Origin of the sequence: Rhodomicrobium sp. Az07 (genome assembly GCF_018619475.1) — a bacterium.
GTDB lineage: Bacteria > Pseudomonadota > Alphaproteobacteria > Rhizobiales > Rhodomicrobiaceae > Rhodomicrobium.
In genome coordinates this window covers 57,961-73,213 of record NZ_JAHFZG010000003.1, presented here as the reverse complement: position 1 = coordinate 73,213, position 15,253 = coordinate 57,961, and the positions used below count along the sequence as shown (strand labels likewise).

The 15,253-nt window shown below is 63.5% G+C and carries 9 protein-coding genes; 5 read left to right on the top strand and 4 right to left on the bottom strand.

What is annotated here, in order from left to right:
* Window positions 1-21 precede the first annotated feature (21 nt).
* The 5 genes from lptF (at window position 22) to KKP04_RS03025 (ending at window position 5,686) form a co-directional block, all read left to right on the top strand.
* Window positions 22-1,185 carry an LPS export ABC transporter permease LptF gene (gene lptF / locus KKP04_RS03045; protein ID WP_215026519.1) on the top strand — a complete coding sequence of 388 codons (1,164 nt, stop codon included), beginning with the start codon at window positions 22-24 and terminating at the stop codon, window positions 1,183-1,185.
* Window positions 1,186-1,198: 13 nt separating this feature from the next.
* A complete protein-coding gene (gene lptG / locus KKP04_RS03040) occupies window positions 1,199-2,290 on the top strand; it encodes an LPS export ABC transporter permease LptG (protein ID WP_215026505.1) in 1,092 nt (363 codons plus the stop codon).
* A gap of 173 nt (window positions 2,291-2,463) precedes the next feature.
* On the top strand, window positions 2,464-4,659 hold the full coding sequence (locus KKP04_RS03035; protein WP_215026503.1) for an LPS-assembly protein LptD: 2,196 nt from the start codon (window positions 2,464-2,466) through the stop codon (window positions 4,657-4,659).
* Between the two features lie 198 nt (window positions 4,660-4,857).
* The gene (gene ndk, locus KKP04_RS03030; RefSeq protein ID WP_215026500.1) at window positions 4,858-5,280 is read left to right on the top strand and encodes a nucleoside-diphosphate kinase; all 423 of its coding nucleotides are present in this window, start codon (window positions 4,858-4,860) and stop codon (window positions 5,278-5,280) included.
* A 166-nt stretch (window positions 5,281-5,446) separates the two neighbouring features.
* Complete coding sequence (locus KKP04_RS03025) at window positions 5,447-5,686, top strand: hypothetical protein (RefSeq protein WP_215026496.1); 240 nt, start codon at window positions 5,447-5,449, stop codon at window positions 5,684-5,686.
* 117 nt (window positions 5,687-5,803) lie between these two features.
* Here the strand turns inward: KKP04_RS03025 and ileS are convergent, their stop codons facing one another.
* The 4 genes from ileS to KKP04_RS03005 form a co-directional block, all read right to left on the bottom strand.
* Window positions 5,804-8,851: an isoleucine--tRNA ligase gene (gene ileS, locus KKP04_RS03020; protein ID WP_251133868.1), complete on the bottom strand. Its 3,048-nt coding sequence runs from the start codon at window positions 8,849-8,851 to the stop codon at window positions 5,804-5,806.
* A gap of 204 nt (window positions 8,852-9,055) precedes the next feature.
* Window positions 9,056-10,528 (bottom strand): acetyl-CoA C-acetyltransferase, encoded by a 1,473-nt coding sequence (locus KKP04_RS03015; RefSeq protein WP_215026493.1) that lies wholly within the window; start codon window positions 10,526-10,528, stop codon window positions 9,056-9,058.
* Window positions 10,529-10,609: 81 nt separating this feature from the next.
* A complete protein-coding gene (locus KKP04_RS03010; RefSeq protein ID WP_215026490.1) occupies window positions 10,610-12,631 on the bottom strand; it encodes a 3-hydroxyacyl-CoA dehydrogenase NAD-binding domain-containing protein in 2,022 nt (673 codons plus the stop codon).
* 76 nt (window positions 12,632-12,707) lie between these two features.
* Window positions 12,708-15,245 carry an acyl-CoA dehydrogenase gene (locus KKP04_RS03005; protein WP_215026487.1) on the bottom strand — a complete coding sequence of 846 codons (2,538 nt, stop codon included), beginning with the start codon at window positions 15,243-15,245 and terminating at the stop codon, window positions 12,708-12,710.
* Window positions 15,246-15,253 lie beyond the last annotated feature (8 nt).

The window sequence follows — 15,253 nt, the reverse complement described above, 5'->3', positions numbered from 1 at the left end:
CCGCCCGTGGAGTGATCGTGAATGCTGATTAGCCGGTATATCTTTCGTCAGACGGCGTCGGCGCTCATCATGATCCTGGTTTCGCTGACGCTCATCGTCTGGCTGACGTCGCTCCTGCGCGAGATCAAGCTTCTCACCGCGCAAGGCCAGACGTTCCTTCTGTTCCTCCAGATCACCGCGCTCGCGATCCCAAGCCTGATCGTTACCGTGGCGCCCGTCGCCTTCCTGATCGCCGCGCTTCACAGCCTCAACCGCCTCTCCGGCGACAGCGAACTCATCGTCCTTTCGGCCGCGGGCTCTTCGGTGTGGCGGCTGCTCTCGCCCTATCTGTTCCTCGCCGTGGTCGTCTCGATGTGCGTTTTGACCGCGAACCTGTTCGTATTGCCGAAAGCCGCGCGGCTCCTCGGCGATACCGTCTCGCAGGTTCGCGCGGACGTGCTTTCGCAGGTGCTCCAGCCGGGCGAGTTTTCCGACTTCGAGCCGGGCCTCACCTTCCATATGCGCGCGAAGAGCGACGACGGCGAGCTTCTTGGCGTCGTCGTGCGCGACGAGCGCGATCCGAAGTCGGTGACCACCGTCATCGCGGAGCGGGGGCAGATCATTCAGGATGGCGGGCGCGCCTCCATGATCCTTCACGAAGGCAAGATCATTCGCCAGCAGGCCGAGAAGACGTCCGCGCAGGTTGTGGACTTTACGAGCTACGCTTTCGACATCGGCGATTTTTCAGAAAAGAAGGGGCCGCGCGAAAGGAAACCCCGCGAGCGCGATATCGGCGAGCTACTGTTTCCCAGCGCGGAAACCGTCGCCTACAAGAATAACAAGGTGTCTTTCCGCTCCGAAATCCACGAGCGCTTCTCCGGGGCGCTTTATCCGATCGCCTTCGCCATCATCGCCGTCCTGTATCTCGGACGCCCGAAAACCACGCGCGAGGGCCGTGCCGGCAATCTGTTCACGGCGTTCACGCTTGGCGCCGCGATCCGTATCGCGGGGATCGCGGGCGTGAATATCGTCGGCAAGAAGGCGTGGGCGCTCGGCCTGATCTATGGCATACCCCTCGCTGTTATCGTGGCGGGGCTCGTGATGCTGCGGTTCGATATCCGCGCGCCCGTCATTTCGCTGCCGAGCCTGCGTCTGCCGTCATTCCTGAAACGCGGCGGTTCCGCTTCCGCGACGTCGGCGTCATGAGGACACTTGCGCGATGATGATCTTCACCACAGTCGGGCGCTACATGGCGAAAAGGTTCGCCATCACCATCCTCGGCGTCTTCTTCGTGACGCTGCTGCTGATCTTTTTCGTGGACTTCGTCGAGGTGCTCAGGGCCGGCGCGCGAAAGGACGCGAGCGCGGGCGCGCTCGCGCTGGTGACGCTGCTGCGCATCCCCATTTTCGCGGAACTTACGCTGCCCTTTGCGATCCTGATCGGTACGATTGCCGCGTTTCTCAGTCTCAGCCGCACCTCGGAACTGACGATCATGCGGGCCGCCGGTCTATCCGTTTGGCAGTTCGTTCAGCCCGCGCTCATCGTCGCGATCGTTTTCGGTGTCTTCGCGGTGACGGTTTACAATCCCGTGGCGTCCGCCATGAAGGCCAAGTCCGAGAAGATTCAGGCCGAGATTTTTCAGTCCGAGAAGTCTTTCGCGACCTCGCGCGGAACCGGCTCCTGGCTGCGTCAGGAAAGCGTCGACGGGGCGACGATCCTGCACGCCAAAACGTCCGCCGACAGAGGGCTGACGCTGGCTGGCGTGACGCTGTTGCAATTTGATCCCGCCAACAGATTTTATGAACAGATTCAAGCGAGCAAGGCCGAACTGCGGCAAGGTTACTGGCGGCTTGAAGACGTAACAGTGCAAAGCTCCGGCGAGGCTGTGCAGCACTATAATGAATATTTTATCAGTACATATCTGGGTGCTGCCCAGATCATGAATAGCCTTGGATCCCTTGAAACCTTGTCGTTTTGGGAGCTTCCCGGATTCATTGCATTTGCGCGGAAGGCCGGTCTGCCGACGACCCAATATGAACTGCAATATGAGCTGTTCCTCGTTCGCCCTCTTCTTATGGCCGCGATGGTGTTAATCGCTGCAACCTGTTCGCTGAAAGCCTTTCGTTTTGGCAAAATCCAAACTATGGTTCTGACGGGATTAACCGGGGGGTTCGGTTTTTTCATATTCTCTGAACTTTCGCGAAAGGTGGGCGCGTCGGGTCTTGTTCCTGTTACGGTGGCGGCTTGGGGACCGGCGCTTGTCGCCCTTCTCCTTTCTGCGACCGTCCTTCTTTATCAGGAGGATGGATAGGCACGGCAGAGGTGTGGAATGGCCGGGGGGCTTGAGAGTGGCGGTTTTCAGTAAGAGAGCGGCGAGCGATGCCTAGCAAACTGCTGGCGGCGGTATTGGCGTGCCCGATATGCTTGGGCAGCATCGCGCATGCGCAGACGCCAAGCAATCAGACGCGCGGTGGTGAAACCACCGTGGCCAAGAAGGTGTCGCCCGACAAGGCGTCGCCGTTGCTGCTTCAGGCGGACGACCTCGTTTACGATCACCGCAACAACCGCGTGATCGCCCGCGGGAGCGTCGAAATCTATTACGACGAAAACATCCTGCTCGCCGACGAGGTCATCTACGACAAGTCCTCGAATACGCTGACGGCCATCGGCAACGTCCGGCTCAAGGAGGCAGACGGCGCGGTCGTGAACGCCGAACGTCTGACACTCAGTTCGAATTTCCGCGACGGTTTCATCCGATCGATGAAGGCGTTGACGCAGGACGACAGTCGCATCGCGGCATCGAACGCATACCGCAAGGACGGAAAGACCGTCTATGAGAACGGCGTGGTGACGTCCTGCAAGCCCTGCGAGGCCAATCCCGAGCGTCCGCCGATCTGGCGCATCAAGGCGACGCGCGTCATCCAGGACAAGCAGGATCAGAACATCTATTTCGAAGACACCCGCTTCGAGCTTTTCGGCGTCCCGATTGCGTGGCTGCCGTATTTCTACGTCCCCGATCCGAGCGTGAAGCAGCGCTCCGGCGTTCTCGCGCCTCAATATCGGCACGACACGACGACGGGTTACGCGCTGACGGTGCCCTATTATTACGCGATTTCGCCGAATTACGACCTGACGCTGTCGCCTACCTTTACCACAAAGGCCGGCTATCTCATGCAGGCCGACTGGCGGCAGCGCCTGTGGAACGGCGCATACGAAGTGAAGTTCGCCGGTGTCTATAACGATAATGCGAACGATTTTGCTCGCCAGCGCGACTGGCGCGGCAGCTTCGAGACGAAGGGCGAGTTCGAGCTGAACAAGTTCTGGAAAGTAGGCTGGAACGCGATCCTCGAAAGCGACGACACATTCCGCCGCTTCTACCACATCGATAGCATTTACTCCACAGAGCGCGTTTCCAGCGTCTATCTCACCGGGATGGGCGAGAGAAATTACTTCAACATGTCCGTGAGCCGCTACGGTAATCTCGGCGGCCAGCCTTATGATTACTCGACCGGGGATTATTTGAGCAACACCGGAGCGTCGTGGGCGTATCCGAGCATCGACTACAACTATGTCCACGACAAACCGGTGTTCGGCGGTGAACTGAAGTTCGATGCGAATGTGGTTGCGCTGTCGTCCGATGAAAGGCGAACCTTTACGGGCAGTGTCGTCAATCCCTATTTCGACCGCACCGACCACATCGTGACCTCGGCGGAGTGGCGGCGGACGCTGACTGACGACCTCGGCCAGCGCTTCACGCCCTTCGTCTTTGGGCGCGGAGACATCTACAACGTATCAAGCTTCAAGGACGTGAGCGGCGACGCCGGCGACAGCGACACCTTCACCCGCCAGATGGTCGGCGGCGGCCTCGACTATCGGTATCCCTTCGTGGCGCATACCGACACGGCCTCGCACGTCATCGAACCTGTGGGTCAGATCGTCACGCGCACCCATGTGGCGAACAACGACAGAATGCCGAACATCGACTCGCAGAGCCTCGTTTTCGACGACACGCTGCTGTTCGACATCAACAAGTTTTCCGGCTACGACCGGATCGAAACGGGCACACGCGCCAATGTGGGCGTGCAGTACACCATGCAGACCTATAACGGCGTGAGCGTGCGCGCCGTTGGCGGTGAAAGCTTCCAGGTCGCCGGGAAAAACTCCTACGACCCATCGACCGGCCTCTCTACTACGCGGTCGGATTATGTGGTCGGCGGCTATGTCGATTACCTCAACATGTTCCGCTTCGTGACGCAGTTCCGCCTCGACGAGAGCGACTTCGCCGTCGCGCGCCAAGATTACAGCGCGCAGGTGAAGCTCGGTATCTTTGAAGGCGCCCTGAGCTACGTGGCCGTGTCGTCGCAGCCGCTCCTCGGCTTCGACTCGCCTCGCGAGGAGGTCGCCGGCTTCGGAGCTGTCAAGCTTACCGACGAATGGACCGTTTTCGGCGATGCGCGCTACAACCTCGAACTGTCGCAATTCGTTCGCAACAGTGTGGGCGTCCAGTATGCGGACGAGTGCTTCATCTACTCGGTCACCTATCAGCGAACCTTCGTGGAATACGCCGACCTGAAGCCCGACACGTCCGTGATGGTCCGCATCGGCATCAAGGGCTTCGGCCAGCAGACGACGCCGAGCTCGATCGGGGATCTGTCGCCAGAGGCCGCCGCGTTCCGCTAGTTCAGCCTGCGTTAAAGCCAAATAAAGCGCCGCCTGCGGACAGGATCGCAGAACCAGGCGGGGGTTTTATGGCATTGGCATGCGCCGGCTTGCCCGCCACGATCCGCTCCGCTATACACCGCCCTGTAAGATTCGCACCGTCGGCACTACATCCGACGAAAGCCAACATCCCGACCAACCCGAAAAAAGAGCGAGCACATGGCCGTCGAGCGCACCCTTTCCATTCTGAAACCCGATGCCACCGAGCGTAACATCACCGGCAAGATCAACGCCGTCATCGAGGACGCGGGCCTTCGCATCATCGCGCAGAAGCGCGTGAAGTGGGATGCGGGCGACGCGGCTTCCTTCTATGCCGTCCACAAGGAGCGCCCGTTCTACACCGACCTCGTTTCCTACATGACGTCCGCGCCGATCGTGGTTCAGATCCTCGAAGGTGAAAACGCGGTCGCGAAGTATCGCGAGATCATGGGCGCGACGAACCCCGCCAACGCTGCCGAAGGCACGATCCGCAAGCTGTTCGCCGAGAACATCGAGCGCAACTCCGTGCACGGCTCCGACAGCGCGGACAACGCGGCGCAGGAAATCGGCCTCGTCTTCCAGGAAAGCGAAATCGTCGGCTGACCAGGCCGCATCACAGCCAGACGCGTCGAAGGCCGGGCATGTCCCGGCCTTTTTTTCAACGTGGAGCCCGTGTTCCGCTCGCCCATTGCGCGAGTTGATTCGTCTTTCCCGCTTTCCGCGACGCCTTCGTTAAGGTAAAGTTAGTTTGTTGAATGGGAGAGGTAACATGCGGGAAAAGACCTTTGAGATTCTTGCCGGTCGTTGCGGCGATGGCGGTTGCGGGTGCGGCTGCCCAACCATCATGCAGAGCGGCGACGATGTGGTGATCGTCGGAGACGCGGCCTCGCGGCTGATCGAGGCTGCCTCGGTGCGGGAGCGGATCGGCGCGGGCGAAGCGGCGGTTGTCATCCCTCGCGCCCTTCTGGTCGAGGCGCTTGAAGCCCTCCGCGCGAAAGACACGGCGTAGCGACGCCGAATGCGGTAGCTTCGGGCATCCCGCGCTGCTCATGATATGTAAATCGCCGGAGCGTGCGGCTAGCGCGTCATCCCGGACGCTGTCGCCACACGCGTCCAGCCAAAGGCGCTATGCCCGCGCGTCGAGTTCGCGCACCGCCGCCGCGTCGCGCGCCGACAGCTCGGGATAGGCCGGATCGCTGCCGATATCGTCGGTGATGCGCCAGGAGCGTGCGCATTTCCGCCCCTCGGCGCGCTTCGGCACCACCGCCACGCCCTCAATCTCATCGAGCGTGAACGCGCCCTCGGGTGCGTCGCCCGACTTGATCGCAAAGCCGCTCGTGATAGCGATCTCGGCCCAGTCGGCGGCCTTCGCCACCGCCGCAAGCTCCTTGTTGCCGATGTAGATGTCGGGCGCGGCTTCGAGGCTCGACCCGATGCGCTTCTCGCGCCGCTCGATCTCAAGCGCGCCCGTGATGACGCGGCGGACGGCGAAGATCTTCTCCCACTTGTCGCCCAGCGTCTCGTCGCGCCAGTCCGCCGGGATGGCGGGGAAGCGGCTCAGATGCACCGAGCCTTCAGCCTCCGCGCCGTGCCGTGCAAGCCACGCCTCTTCCGCCGTGAACGGTAGGATCGGCGCGAGCCACGCGGTCAGCGCGTCGAACAGCGTGTTCAGTACCGACAGCGCCGCGCGCCGCTTCTCGCTCGAATGCGCCTCGCAATAAAGCGTGTCCTTGCGGATGTCGAAATAGATCGCGGAAAGGTCGTTCGAGCAGAACTCGGCGAGCACGCGATATGCCTTGCGGAAGTCGAAAGCGTTGTAGGCCGCGCGAAGCTCCGCGTCGATCTCAGCCACGCGATGGAGGATGTAGCGCTCAAGCTCCGGCATGTCGGCGACGGCGATGTCGTGCCCCGGCTCGTAATGCGCGAGATTGCCGAGCACATAACGCAGCGTGTTGCGCAGCTTGCGATAGGCATCGACCGCCGACTGGATGATCTGCGGGCCGATGCGCAGATCCTCGGTATAGTCCGACGACAGCGCCCAAAGACGCAGGATATCCGCGCCCGACTGCTTGATGATGTCCTGCGGCGCGACCGTGTTGCCGAGCGACTTCGACATCTTGCGGCCCTGCTCGTCATTGACGAAGCCGTGAGTGAGCACCGCGTCGAAGGGCGCGCGGCCGCGCGTGCCGCATGCTTCCAGCAGCGAGGTGTGGAACCAGCCGCGATGCTGGTCCGAGCCTTCGAGATAGAGATCGGCGGGCCATTTGAGATCGGGCCGCTTTTCGAGGACGAAGGCGTGCGTGGAGCCTGAATCGAACCAGACGTCGAGGATGTCGCGCACCTGCTCCCACTCGTCCGGGTTGGCGACGAGGCCGTCGAGGAAGCGCGTCGCGGCGCCGTCCGCGAACCACGCATCCGCGCCCTCGGCCGCGAACGAGTCCACGATCCGCGCCTGAAGCTCCGCCGCGCCGTTGAAGCCCGCGTTCGGAATGACCTCGCCCGTTTCCTTGTGGACGAAAACGGTGATCGGCACGCCCCACGCACGCTGGCGGGAGATGACCCAGTCAGGGCGGTCGGCGACCATGCCGCCGATGCGGTTGCGGCCCTGCGGCGGCACGAAGCGCGTGTCGTCGATGGCTGCGAGCGCCAGCGCGCGCAAAGTTGCGTCCTCTCCGGCGGCGACTTCGCCCGGCACGGACAACGGCTTGTCCATCGCGATGAACCATTGCGGCGTGTTGCGGAAGATGACCGGCGCCTTCGACCGCCAGGAATGCGGGTAATCGTGCTTGTGGCGCGGGTTCATGGACGCGAGCGCGCCGGCCGCTTTCAGCGCCTCGACCACGGCGGCATTCGCGTAACTCGTATCGTCGAGCTTGCCGAAGCTGCCCTTGTCGTCGACCACGCGCTTCGGATCCGCGCCGCCGAACAGGCCGACATGCGCGCGATAAAAGCCGTCGGGGCCGACCGTATCGGGAACCGTGGTGTCGATGCCCGCCGCCGCGATTTCGCGGCCCTTCGCCATCCAGATTTCAAAGTCGTCCGCGCCGTGGCCGGGGGCGGTATGCACGAAGCCTGTCCCCGCGTCCTCGGTGACGTGATCGCCTTCGAGCAGCGGCACGCGGAATTTGTAGCCCTCGCTCGCGTGGAACGGATGCGCCGCGACAAGGGCGGCCGGATCGACCTCGTCGACAAGCGTCCATTCATCGACGCGCGCCGCCTTGAAGAAATTCTCCGAAAGCGACTTCGCGAGGATGAAGCGCTCGCCAACCTTCGTCCAATTGTCCTCGGGCGCTGCCGTCACCTCATAAAGGCCGTAGGCGATTCGGCGCGAATAGGAGATCGCGCGGTTGGCCGGGATCGTCCACGGGGTCGTGGTCCAGATGACGATGGACGCGCCTTCCGCCCCTTCACCCCTCGTGACAGGAAACTTCACATAGATCGCCGCGCTCGCATGCTCGTGATATTCGACCTCGGCCTCGGCGAGCGCGGTCCGCTCGACCACCGACCACATCACAGGCTTCGAGCCGCGATACAGCAGCCCGTTCATGGCGAATTTCATCAACTCGCCCGCGATGGTCGCCTCGGCCTCGAAGGCCATGGTGGAGTAATGGTTCGGCCAGTCGCCCTCGACGCCGAGCCGCTTGAATTCGGCCATCTGCACGCCGATCCACTTCGCGGCGAACTCGCGGCACTGGCGGCGGAATGAGTTGACGGGCACCTCGTCCTTGTTCTTGCCTTTGGCGCGGTACTGCTCCTCAACCTTCCATTCGATGGGGAGGCCGTGGCAGTCCCAGCCCGGCACATAGTTCGCGTCCTTGCCCTGCATCTGCTGCGAGCGGACGATGGCGTCCTTCAGGATCTTGTTAAGGCCCGTGCCGATGTGGATGTTGCCGTTGGCGTAGGGCGGGCCGTCATGCAGCACGAATTTTTCGCGGCCCGCCGAGTCCTCGCGCAGGCGCTTGTAGAGGCCCATCTTTTCCCAGCGGTCGAGAAGCTTCGGTTCGAGGTTCGGCAACCCCGCCTTCATGCCGAAATCGGTCTTCGGCAGAAACAGCGTCTTCGACCAGTCGCGCCCACCTTGCGCTCCGGCATCGGCGTTCTTCGCCTTGGCGGAAACGCCGTCCTTCGCCGGGCCGTTTTTCGTCGGCCGGGCGGCCTCGTCTTTCTTCGTCATCGAATAGCCTAACGCGGCGCGTGCGCCGCAGGTCATGGAAAATTGTTCCTAGCATTAGAGCGAACGCAAAAGCGCGTAAAGAACGTTGATGCCCTTATTCAGGCGCGCATTTTGCGGGGCGATGCGCGACACCGCAGCAAAGGCGAGCGAACTCGATGCACTTGCTCCAATCGAGAAAAAGAGCGGCCGTGCCGCCCTCCCCTGTCAATAAAGCTGCTTGCGCACAGCCTCGCTCGTCGGATCGCCGGGCACCTCCGGCGGCGCGGGCTGCTCATCGGGCACCGGCGGCGGAACGGGCGCGACCTCGGCGCGGGCCGCTTCGCCCGCCGTCGCCTTCGGCTCGGCCGGTTCGTCCTCATGCGCGGGCTTCGTCTGTTCGGCGCGGATGTCGCCCTTCGGGCGTTCGAGGATCGCGCAGACCCCCATGCCGCCCGCTGTGCAGATCGAAATCAGCCCGCGCCCGCCGCCATTTTCTTCGAGGATTTTCGCAAGCTGCGCGACGATGCGCGCGCCCGTGGCCGCGAAGGGGTGCCCGTAGGCGAGGCTCGATCCCTTCACGTTCAGCTTCGAGCGGTCGATGGAGCCGAGCGGCTTGTCCTTGCCGAGCATCGTCTTGCAATAGTCGGCGTCTTCCCACGCCTTCAGCGTACACAGCACCTGCGCGGCGAACGCCTCGTGGATCTCGTAGAAGTCGAAGTCCTGCAAGGTCAGCCCCGCGCGGTCGAGCATCTTCGACACGGCGACGGTCGGCGCCATGAGAAGGCCGCGCCGGGCGTCCACGAAGTCGATGCCCCAATGCTGGCCGAAGGTGAGATAGGCTTGCGGCTTCAGCCCGTGCGCCTTCGCCCAGTCTTCCGACGCCAGCAGCACGGCGGACGCGCCATCCGTGAGCGGCGTGGAATTCGCCGCTGTCAGCGTGCCGTTTTCCTTGTCGAAGGCGGGTTTCAGTGTGGCGAGCTTTTCGAGGCTGATCTCGGGGCGCAAATTGTTGTCGCGGTAGACGCCCGCCGTCGGCACCAGCAGATCGTCGAGGAAGCCCGAATCGTAGGCGGCCGCCGCGTTCCTGTGGCTCTCGTGGGCAAGCTTGTCCTGATCCTCGCGCGCGATCTGCCATTCCTTCGCCATGAGTTCGCAATGCTGGCCCATGGAAAGGCCCGTGCGCGGCTCCGCGTTGGCGGGCGGGCTGACCGAGATGTCGCCGAGCGAAAAGCCGGAGAGAAGCGACGTCGCCTTGCCCTTCACGGTCTTCTCGCTCGACACCTTGGCGAGCCGCTTCGCAAGCGCGCGCTTCAGCTCGATGGGCGGATCGGAAACCGTGTCCGTGCCGCAGGCGATGGCGCTGTCGATGGCACCGATGGCGATCTTCGCCGCCGAACCGAGCGCCGCCTGAAGGCTTGTGCCGCAGGCCTGGCTCAACGTGACGCCGGGCGTATCTTCGTTGAGCTTCGTGCCGATCACCGCCTCGCGCGTGAGGTTGAAGTCGCGCGCATGGGTGACGACCGCGCCGCCAACCACCTCGTCGATATGCTCGCCCTGAAGACGATATTTCTCGACGAGCCCGTTCAGCGCCGCCGTGAGCAGGTCGAGGTTGGTCAGATCGTCAAAGCCCGTGTTGCCCCGGCAGAAGGGCGTGCGGACGCCGCCGATCACGGCCACCTTGCGCAATGTCTCACCCATGGAAGTCTCCCCGCACATCTGTTGTGGTCTTGGCGCGTGTTGTGGTTTCGGCGCGCCCGCGCCCGCAAGTCTTGTCGCACGTCATCCCGCCGCGTGAACCGGCTCGCCGCCGGTCTTCGCCGCGCCGTTTTCCTTCGCTTTGAGCGACGCGCGATAATGCAGCGGCCCGCCCCGGAACGGCGCGAAGCCCGCGCCGAACACAGCGCCCGCGTCGACGTGATCCGCATCCGCGACCACGCCATCGGCCAGCGCCTTTTCGCTTTCGTCGATCAGCGGCGCGATCAACTCGCGGCCGAGCACCGAAAGATCGGCCTTGGCGAAATTCGGCGCGGCGGCCGGTTTCTCGCGCTTGCCGTCCACCCATTTGTAGAAGCCTTCGCCTGTCTTCTTGCCGAGCTTCTTCTCGGCGACGAGTTGCATCAGCGGGTGGTCGTCCGGCGTCGGCAGTTTCAGGATTTTCGCCACGCTCAACGCCACGTCGAGGCCGACAATATCGACAAGCTCAATCGGGCCGACCGGCATGCCGAATTCTTCCGCCGCCGCGTCGATCTCTTCCTTCGGCGTGCCCTCGGCGAGCTTCTGCATCGCGCCGAACATATAAGGGGCGAGCGTGCGGTTCACGAGAAAGCCCGGCGACGATTTCACGATGAGCGGCAGCTTGCCGATGCGCGTCACGAAGGCCGCGCCGCGCCCGATTTCATCCTCGCGGCTGTCGGCGCCCTTCACCACCTCGACGAGCGGCAGCACGGCGACCGGGTTGAAGAAATGCAGTCCGATGAGGCGCGACGGATCCCGCAGCGCGCTCGCGATGTCCTCGATCTGGAGCGACGAGGTGTTGGTGGCAAGCAGCGCACCCGGTTTCAGCTTCGGCTCGACCTCGGCGAAGACCGCGCGTTTCGCATCGAGGTTCTCGTAAATCGCCTCGATCACCACGTCGGCGCGGTGGATCTGCGCGCCCTGCGGGTCGGCCAGCAGCCGCGCCTTCGCCTTCTCGGCTTCGAGCGGCGAGCGCATGCGCTTCCTGAAGAACGCGTCGGCCCGCTTCAAAGCCTTTTCCACCGCCTCGGTGGAAGTGTCCTGAAGCGAAACTTCCAGCCCCTCCCGCACGCAGACCATCGCAACATCGGCGCCCATGATGCCCGCGCCGATCACATGCACGCGCGCCGGACGCCAGCCATCCTTCGGCGCTTCGGCCTTCAGCATCTCCGAGAGGCGGAACACGCGGCGCAGATTGCGCGATTGGTCCGAGATCATCAGCGGCGCGAAGAATTTCGTCTCGGCGCGCTTCATGTCGTCGAAGCTGCCGCCGTGCTTCTCGAACAGCTCGATGAGCCTGAACGGCGCGGGATAATGATCGGCGCGCACCTTGGCGGCCGTCTCCTTGCGCATGCGGTTTGCGAGGAAGGCGCGCCCCGGCTCGAACAAGAGAAGCGGCTGCCATGCGCGATACGGCTGCGAGTGTGCGTTCTTCAGCACGGCCTTGCGCGCCGCCCATTTCAATTCATGGCGCGTCGGCACGAGTTGATCGACGACACCCGCAGCCCTCGCCTGCCCTGGCCGGAGCAGCTTGCCCGCGAGCATGGGCGGCATTGCGCTCATCGGCCCCGCCTGGCGCAGCCACCGCGCCGAGCCGTTCAGCCCCGGAATGATGCCGAGCTTCACCTCGGGCAGGCCGATGCGTGTGGCGTCCTCGCGCGTCGCGATGCGATAATGGCAGGCGAGCGCGAATTCGAGGCCGCCGCCAAGACACGCGCCGTTGATCGCGGCGACCACCGGCACGGGCAGCGCCTCGATGCGGTCGAACACCGCGGTTCCCGCGCGCACCGCCTCGATCACGTCCTCTTCGGTCTTGAGGTCGTCGAATTCCTTGATGTTCGCGCCCGCGATGAAGCTCTTGTCCTTGCCGGACATGATGACGAGGCCGCGCACGGTGCGATCCTGCGCGCCATGCGCCACCGCTGTCACGATCCGGTCGAGTTCCTCGAACTGTTCGCGACCGAGCGTATTGTGCGACTGACCCTTCACGTCGAAGACGGCCCAGGCGATCTTTTCGAGATCGATCGTGTACTGCCAATGCTTGAGGTTCGCGATATCGGCTGACATGTCCGTTCCTACTCCCTCGTTCGTCTCTCTCCGCGCGAAGCGCGGGCTGCGAGCGGCCCCCGCGCCCGCCTCGGTGTTATTCGGCGGCGGGTGCATCCGCCTTTGCACGGTCGGGCGCGCGCTTGTCCTGCCCCTTTTGCGCGCCTTTCCGGGTCGCACTCGTATAATGCGGCTCAAGCTCGGCGGGCTCGAAATCGTCCACCGCGATCACCTTCGCCACGAGTCGCTCCGCCTCGCGCAACGCATCGGCTTCGGTCGGCGTCAGGATCGCCTTGTCGACCGCTTCCTTGAACCAGTCGTTGCCGAGATAGCGCTTCACGAGACCCGCACGCACGGCCTTGTCGAGCTTCTTGTCCGCGTCCTCGCTGACGAATGTCTTGAGGAACGCCGCTTCGAGAACGCCGGTCGGGTCGTTCTCATCTTTCGACACATAGATGTAGCGCGTAAGACGGTCGCGAAGCTCGCCCGGCTCCAGCACGGCCTGCACAATCTCTTTCGCGAGCGCATCGGACGGCTTCGCCCAGTGGTTGCCGACGGGGAAGACGATTGCGCGCAGGAAGAAGCCGCCCGCCTTCGACGGGTAATTGTCGAAGGCGTCCGAAAGCGCGGCATAGAAGCGATGGAAGGCAGACTTGACGGCGTAGTCGAACACGGGCCGCTCGCTCGGCAGCGCGCCGTCGTCCTCGTAGCGCTTCAACAGGCACGCGATGAAGTAAAGTTCGGAGAGCGCATCGGCGAGCCGCCCCGTGAGGCGCTGCTTCACCTTGAGGCCGCCGCCGAGCGTCATCACCGAGAAGTCGGCCACGAGCGCGAAGTTGGTCGCGGCGCGCTCAAGCTGTGCATAATAGTAAGGCACCGGCGCGTTGATGGGGGACTGGGCGAAAATACCCGCCGTGAGGTTATGGAAGACCGCGCCGAAGACGTTCGAAACGGAAAACGCCGCGTGCTTCTCGAACGCATCCTCGAACGCGGCAAAACCTTGCGCCTGATCCGGATTTTGCGCGGCCTCGATTTCGGAATAAAGGTAAGGATGCGAGCGCAGCGCTCCTTGCGCGAACACGATGAGGCTGCGCGAGAGGATGTTCGCGCCTTCCACCGTGATCGACACCGGCGAGATCTGGAACGCGGCCTGAAGATAGTTCTTAGGCCCGTCGCAGATGCCCTTGCCGCCGTGGATGTCGAGCGCGGCGTCGAGCGCGTGGCGCATGCGCTCCGTCGATTGATATTTCATGATGGCGGAGATGACGGCGGGTTTCGCTCCGGCCGAGATCATGGCAGACGTCACAGCGCGCGCCGCTTCGAGCGTATAGGCCGTTTCCACGATATCGGCGAGCTTCTCCTGAATCCCCTCCATGCGCCCGATCGGGATCGAGAACTGCTTGCGCACGCGGGCATAGGCACTCGTCACGCGCAGAAGCTGCTTCGCGCCCGCCGTGGCCGATGCCGGAAGCGAGATCGCGCGCCCCGCCGCGAGACACGACATCAGCATGCGCCAGCCCTGGCCCACGCGGTCCTTGCCGCCGACGACCCAGTCGATGGGGATGAATACATCCGTGCCGCGCACCGGCCCGTTCGGGAAGGACGAACCCGCCGGAAGGTGCCGGTTGCCTATTTCGACGCCGGGATGGTCGGCGGGGATCAACGCCAGCGTGATACCGATGTCGTCGCCCTTGCCGAGGATATTCTCGGGGTCGAGCAGGTGGAAGGCGAGGCCGACGAGCGTCGCCCTGGGCGCGAGCGTGATGTAGCGCTTGTCGAAGGTGACGCGGATGCCGAGCGTCTCCTTGCCCTGATGTTTGCCCTTTGTGACATACCCCACGTCGCGCATGGCGGCGGCGTCGGACCCGGCCGAGGGGCTCGTCAGCGCGAAGCACGGGATTTCCTTGCCCTTCGCCAGCGGTTCGAGCCAGCGCTTCTTCTGCTCGTCCGTGCCGAATTCTTCGATCAGTTCGCCGGGCCCGAGGGAATTCGGCACCATGACGACGATGGACGCGTCCGGGTTGCGCGACGACACCTTGCCGAGGATGAGCGATTGCGCCTGTGGCGAAAAGCCAAGCCCGCCATGCTCCTTCGAGATGAGCATGCCGAGAAAGCCCTTCTCGCGGATGAAGGTCAGGATGTCGTCGGGGATGCCGTGGCGATTGTGGCGAATGTCCCAATCGTTGAGCTTCTTGCAAAGCTCCTCGGTTTCGTGATCGAGAAAATGCTGTTCTTCGGGCGTGAGCACCACGGGATCGACGGCGCGAAGCTTGTTCCAGTCGGGGCGGCCCGAAAAGATTTCGGCGTCGAAGCCGACAGTGCCCGCGTCGAGCGCCTCCTGCTCGGTTTTCGACACGGGCGGAAGCACGCGCTTGACCGTCTTGAACGCGGGGCGCGTCACCACGGCACGGCGCACCGGCCGCCACGCGAGAAGCCCGAGGGCCACGGCGGGAAGCCAGCCAAGCAGCGCCCAGGTCGAGAAGGAGAGCCCATGCAACTCTCCGCCAAACAGACCGACCTTCCAGAACAGCGTCACCAGCGCGAACCACGCCGCCCACATCCAGAGCGGCTTTCGCAGAATGGCAAGCGCGAAGGCCGCCGCGACCGCGAGGACGATGAACAGAAAGCCGATCATGGCAGATT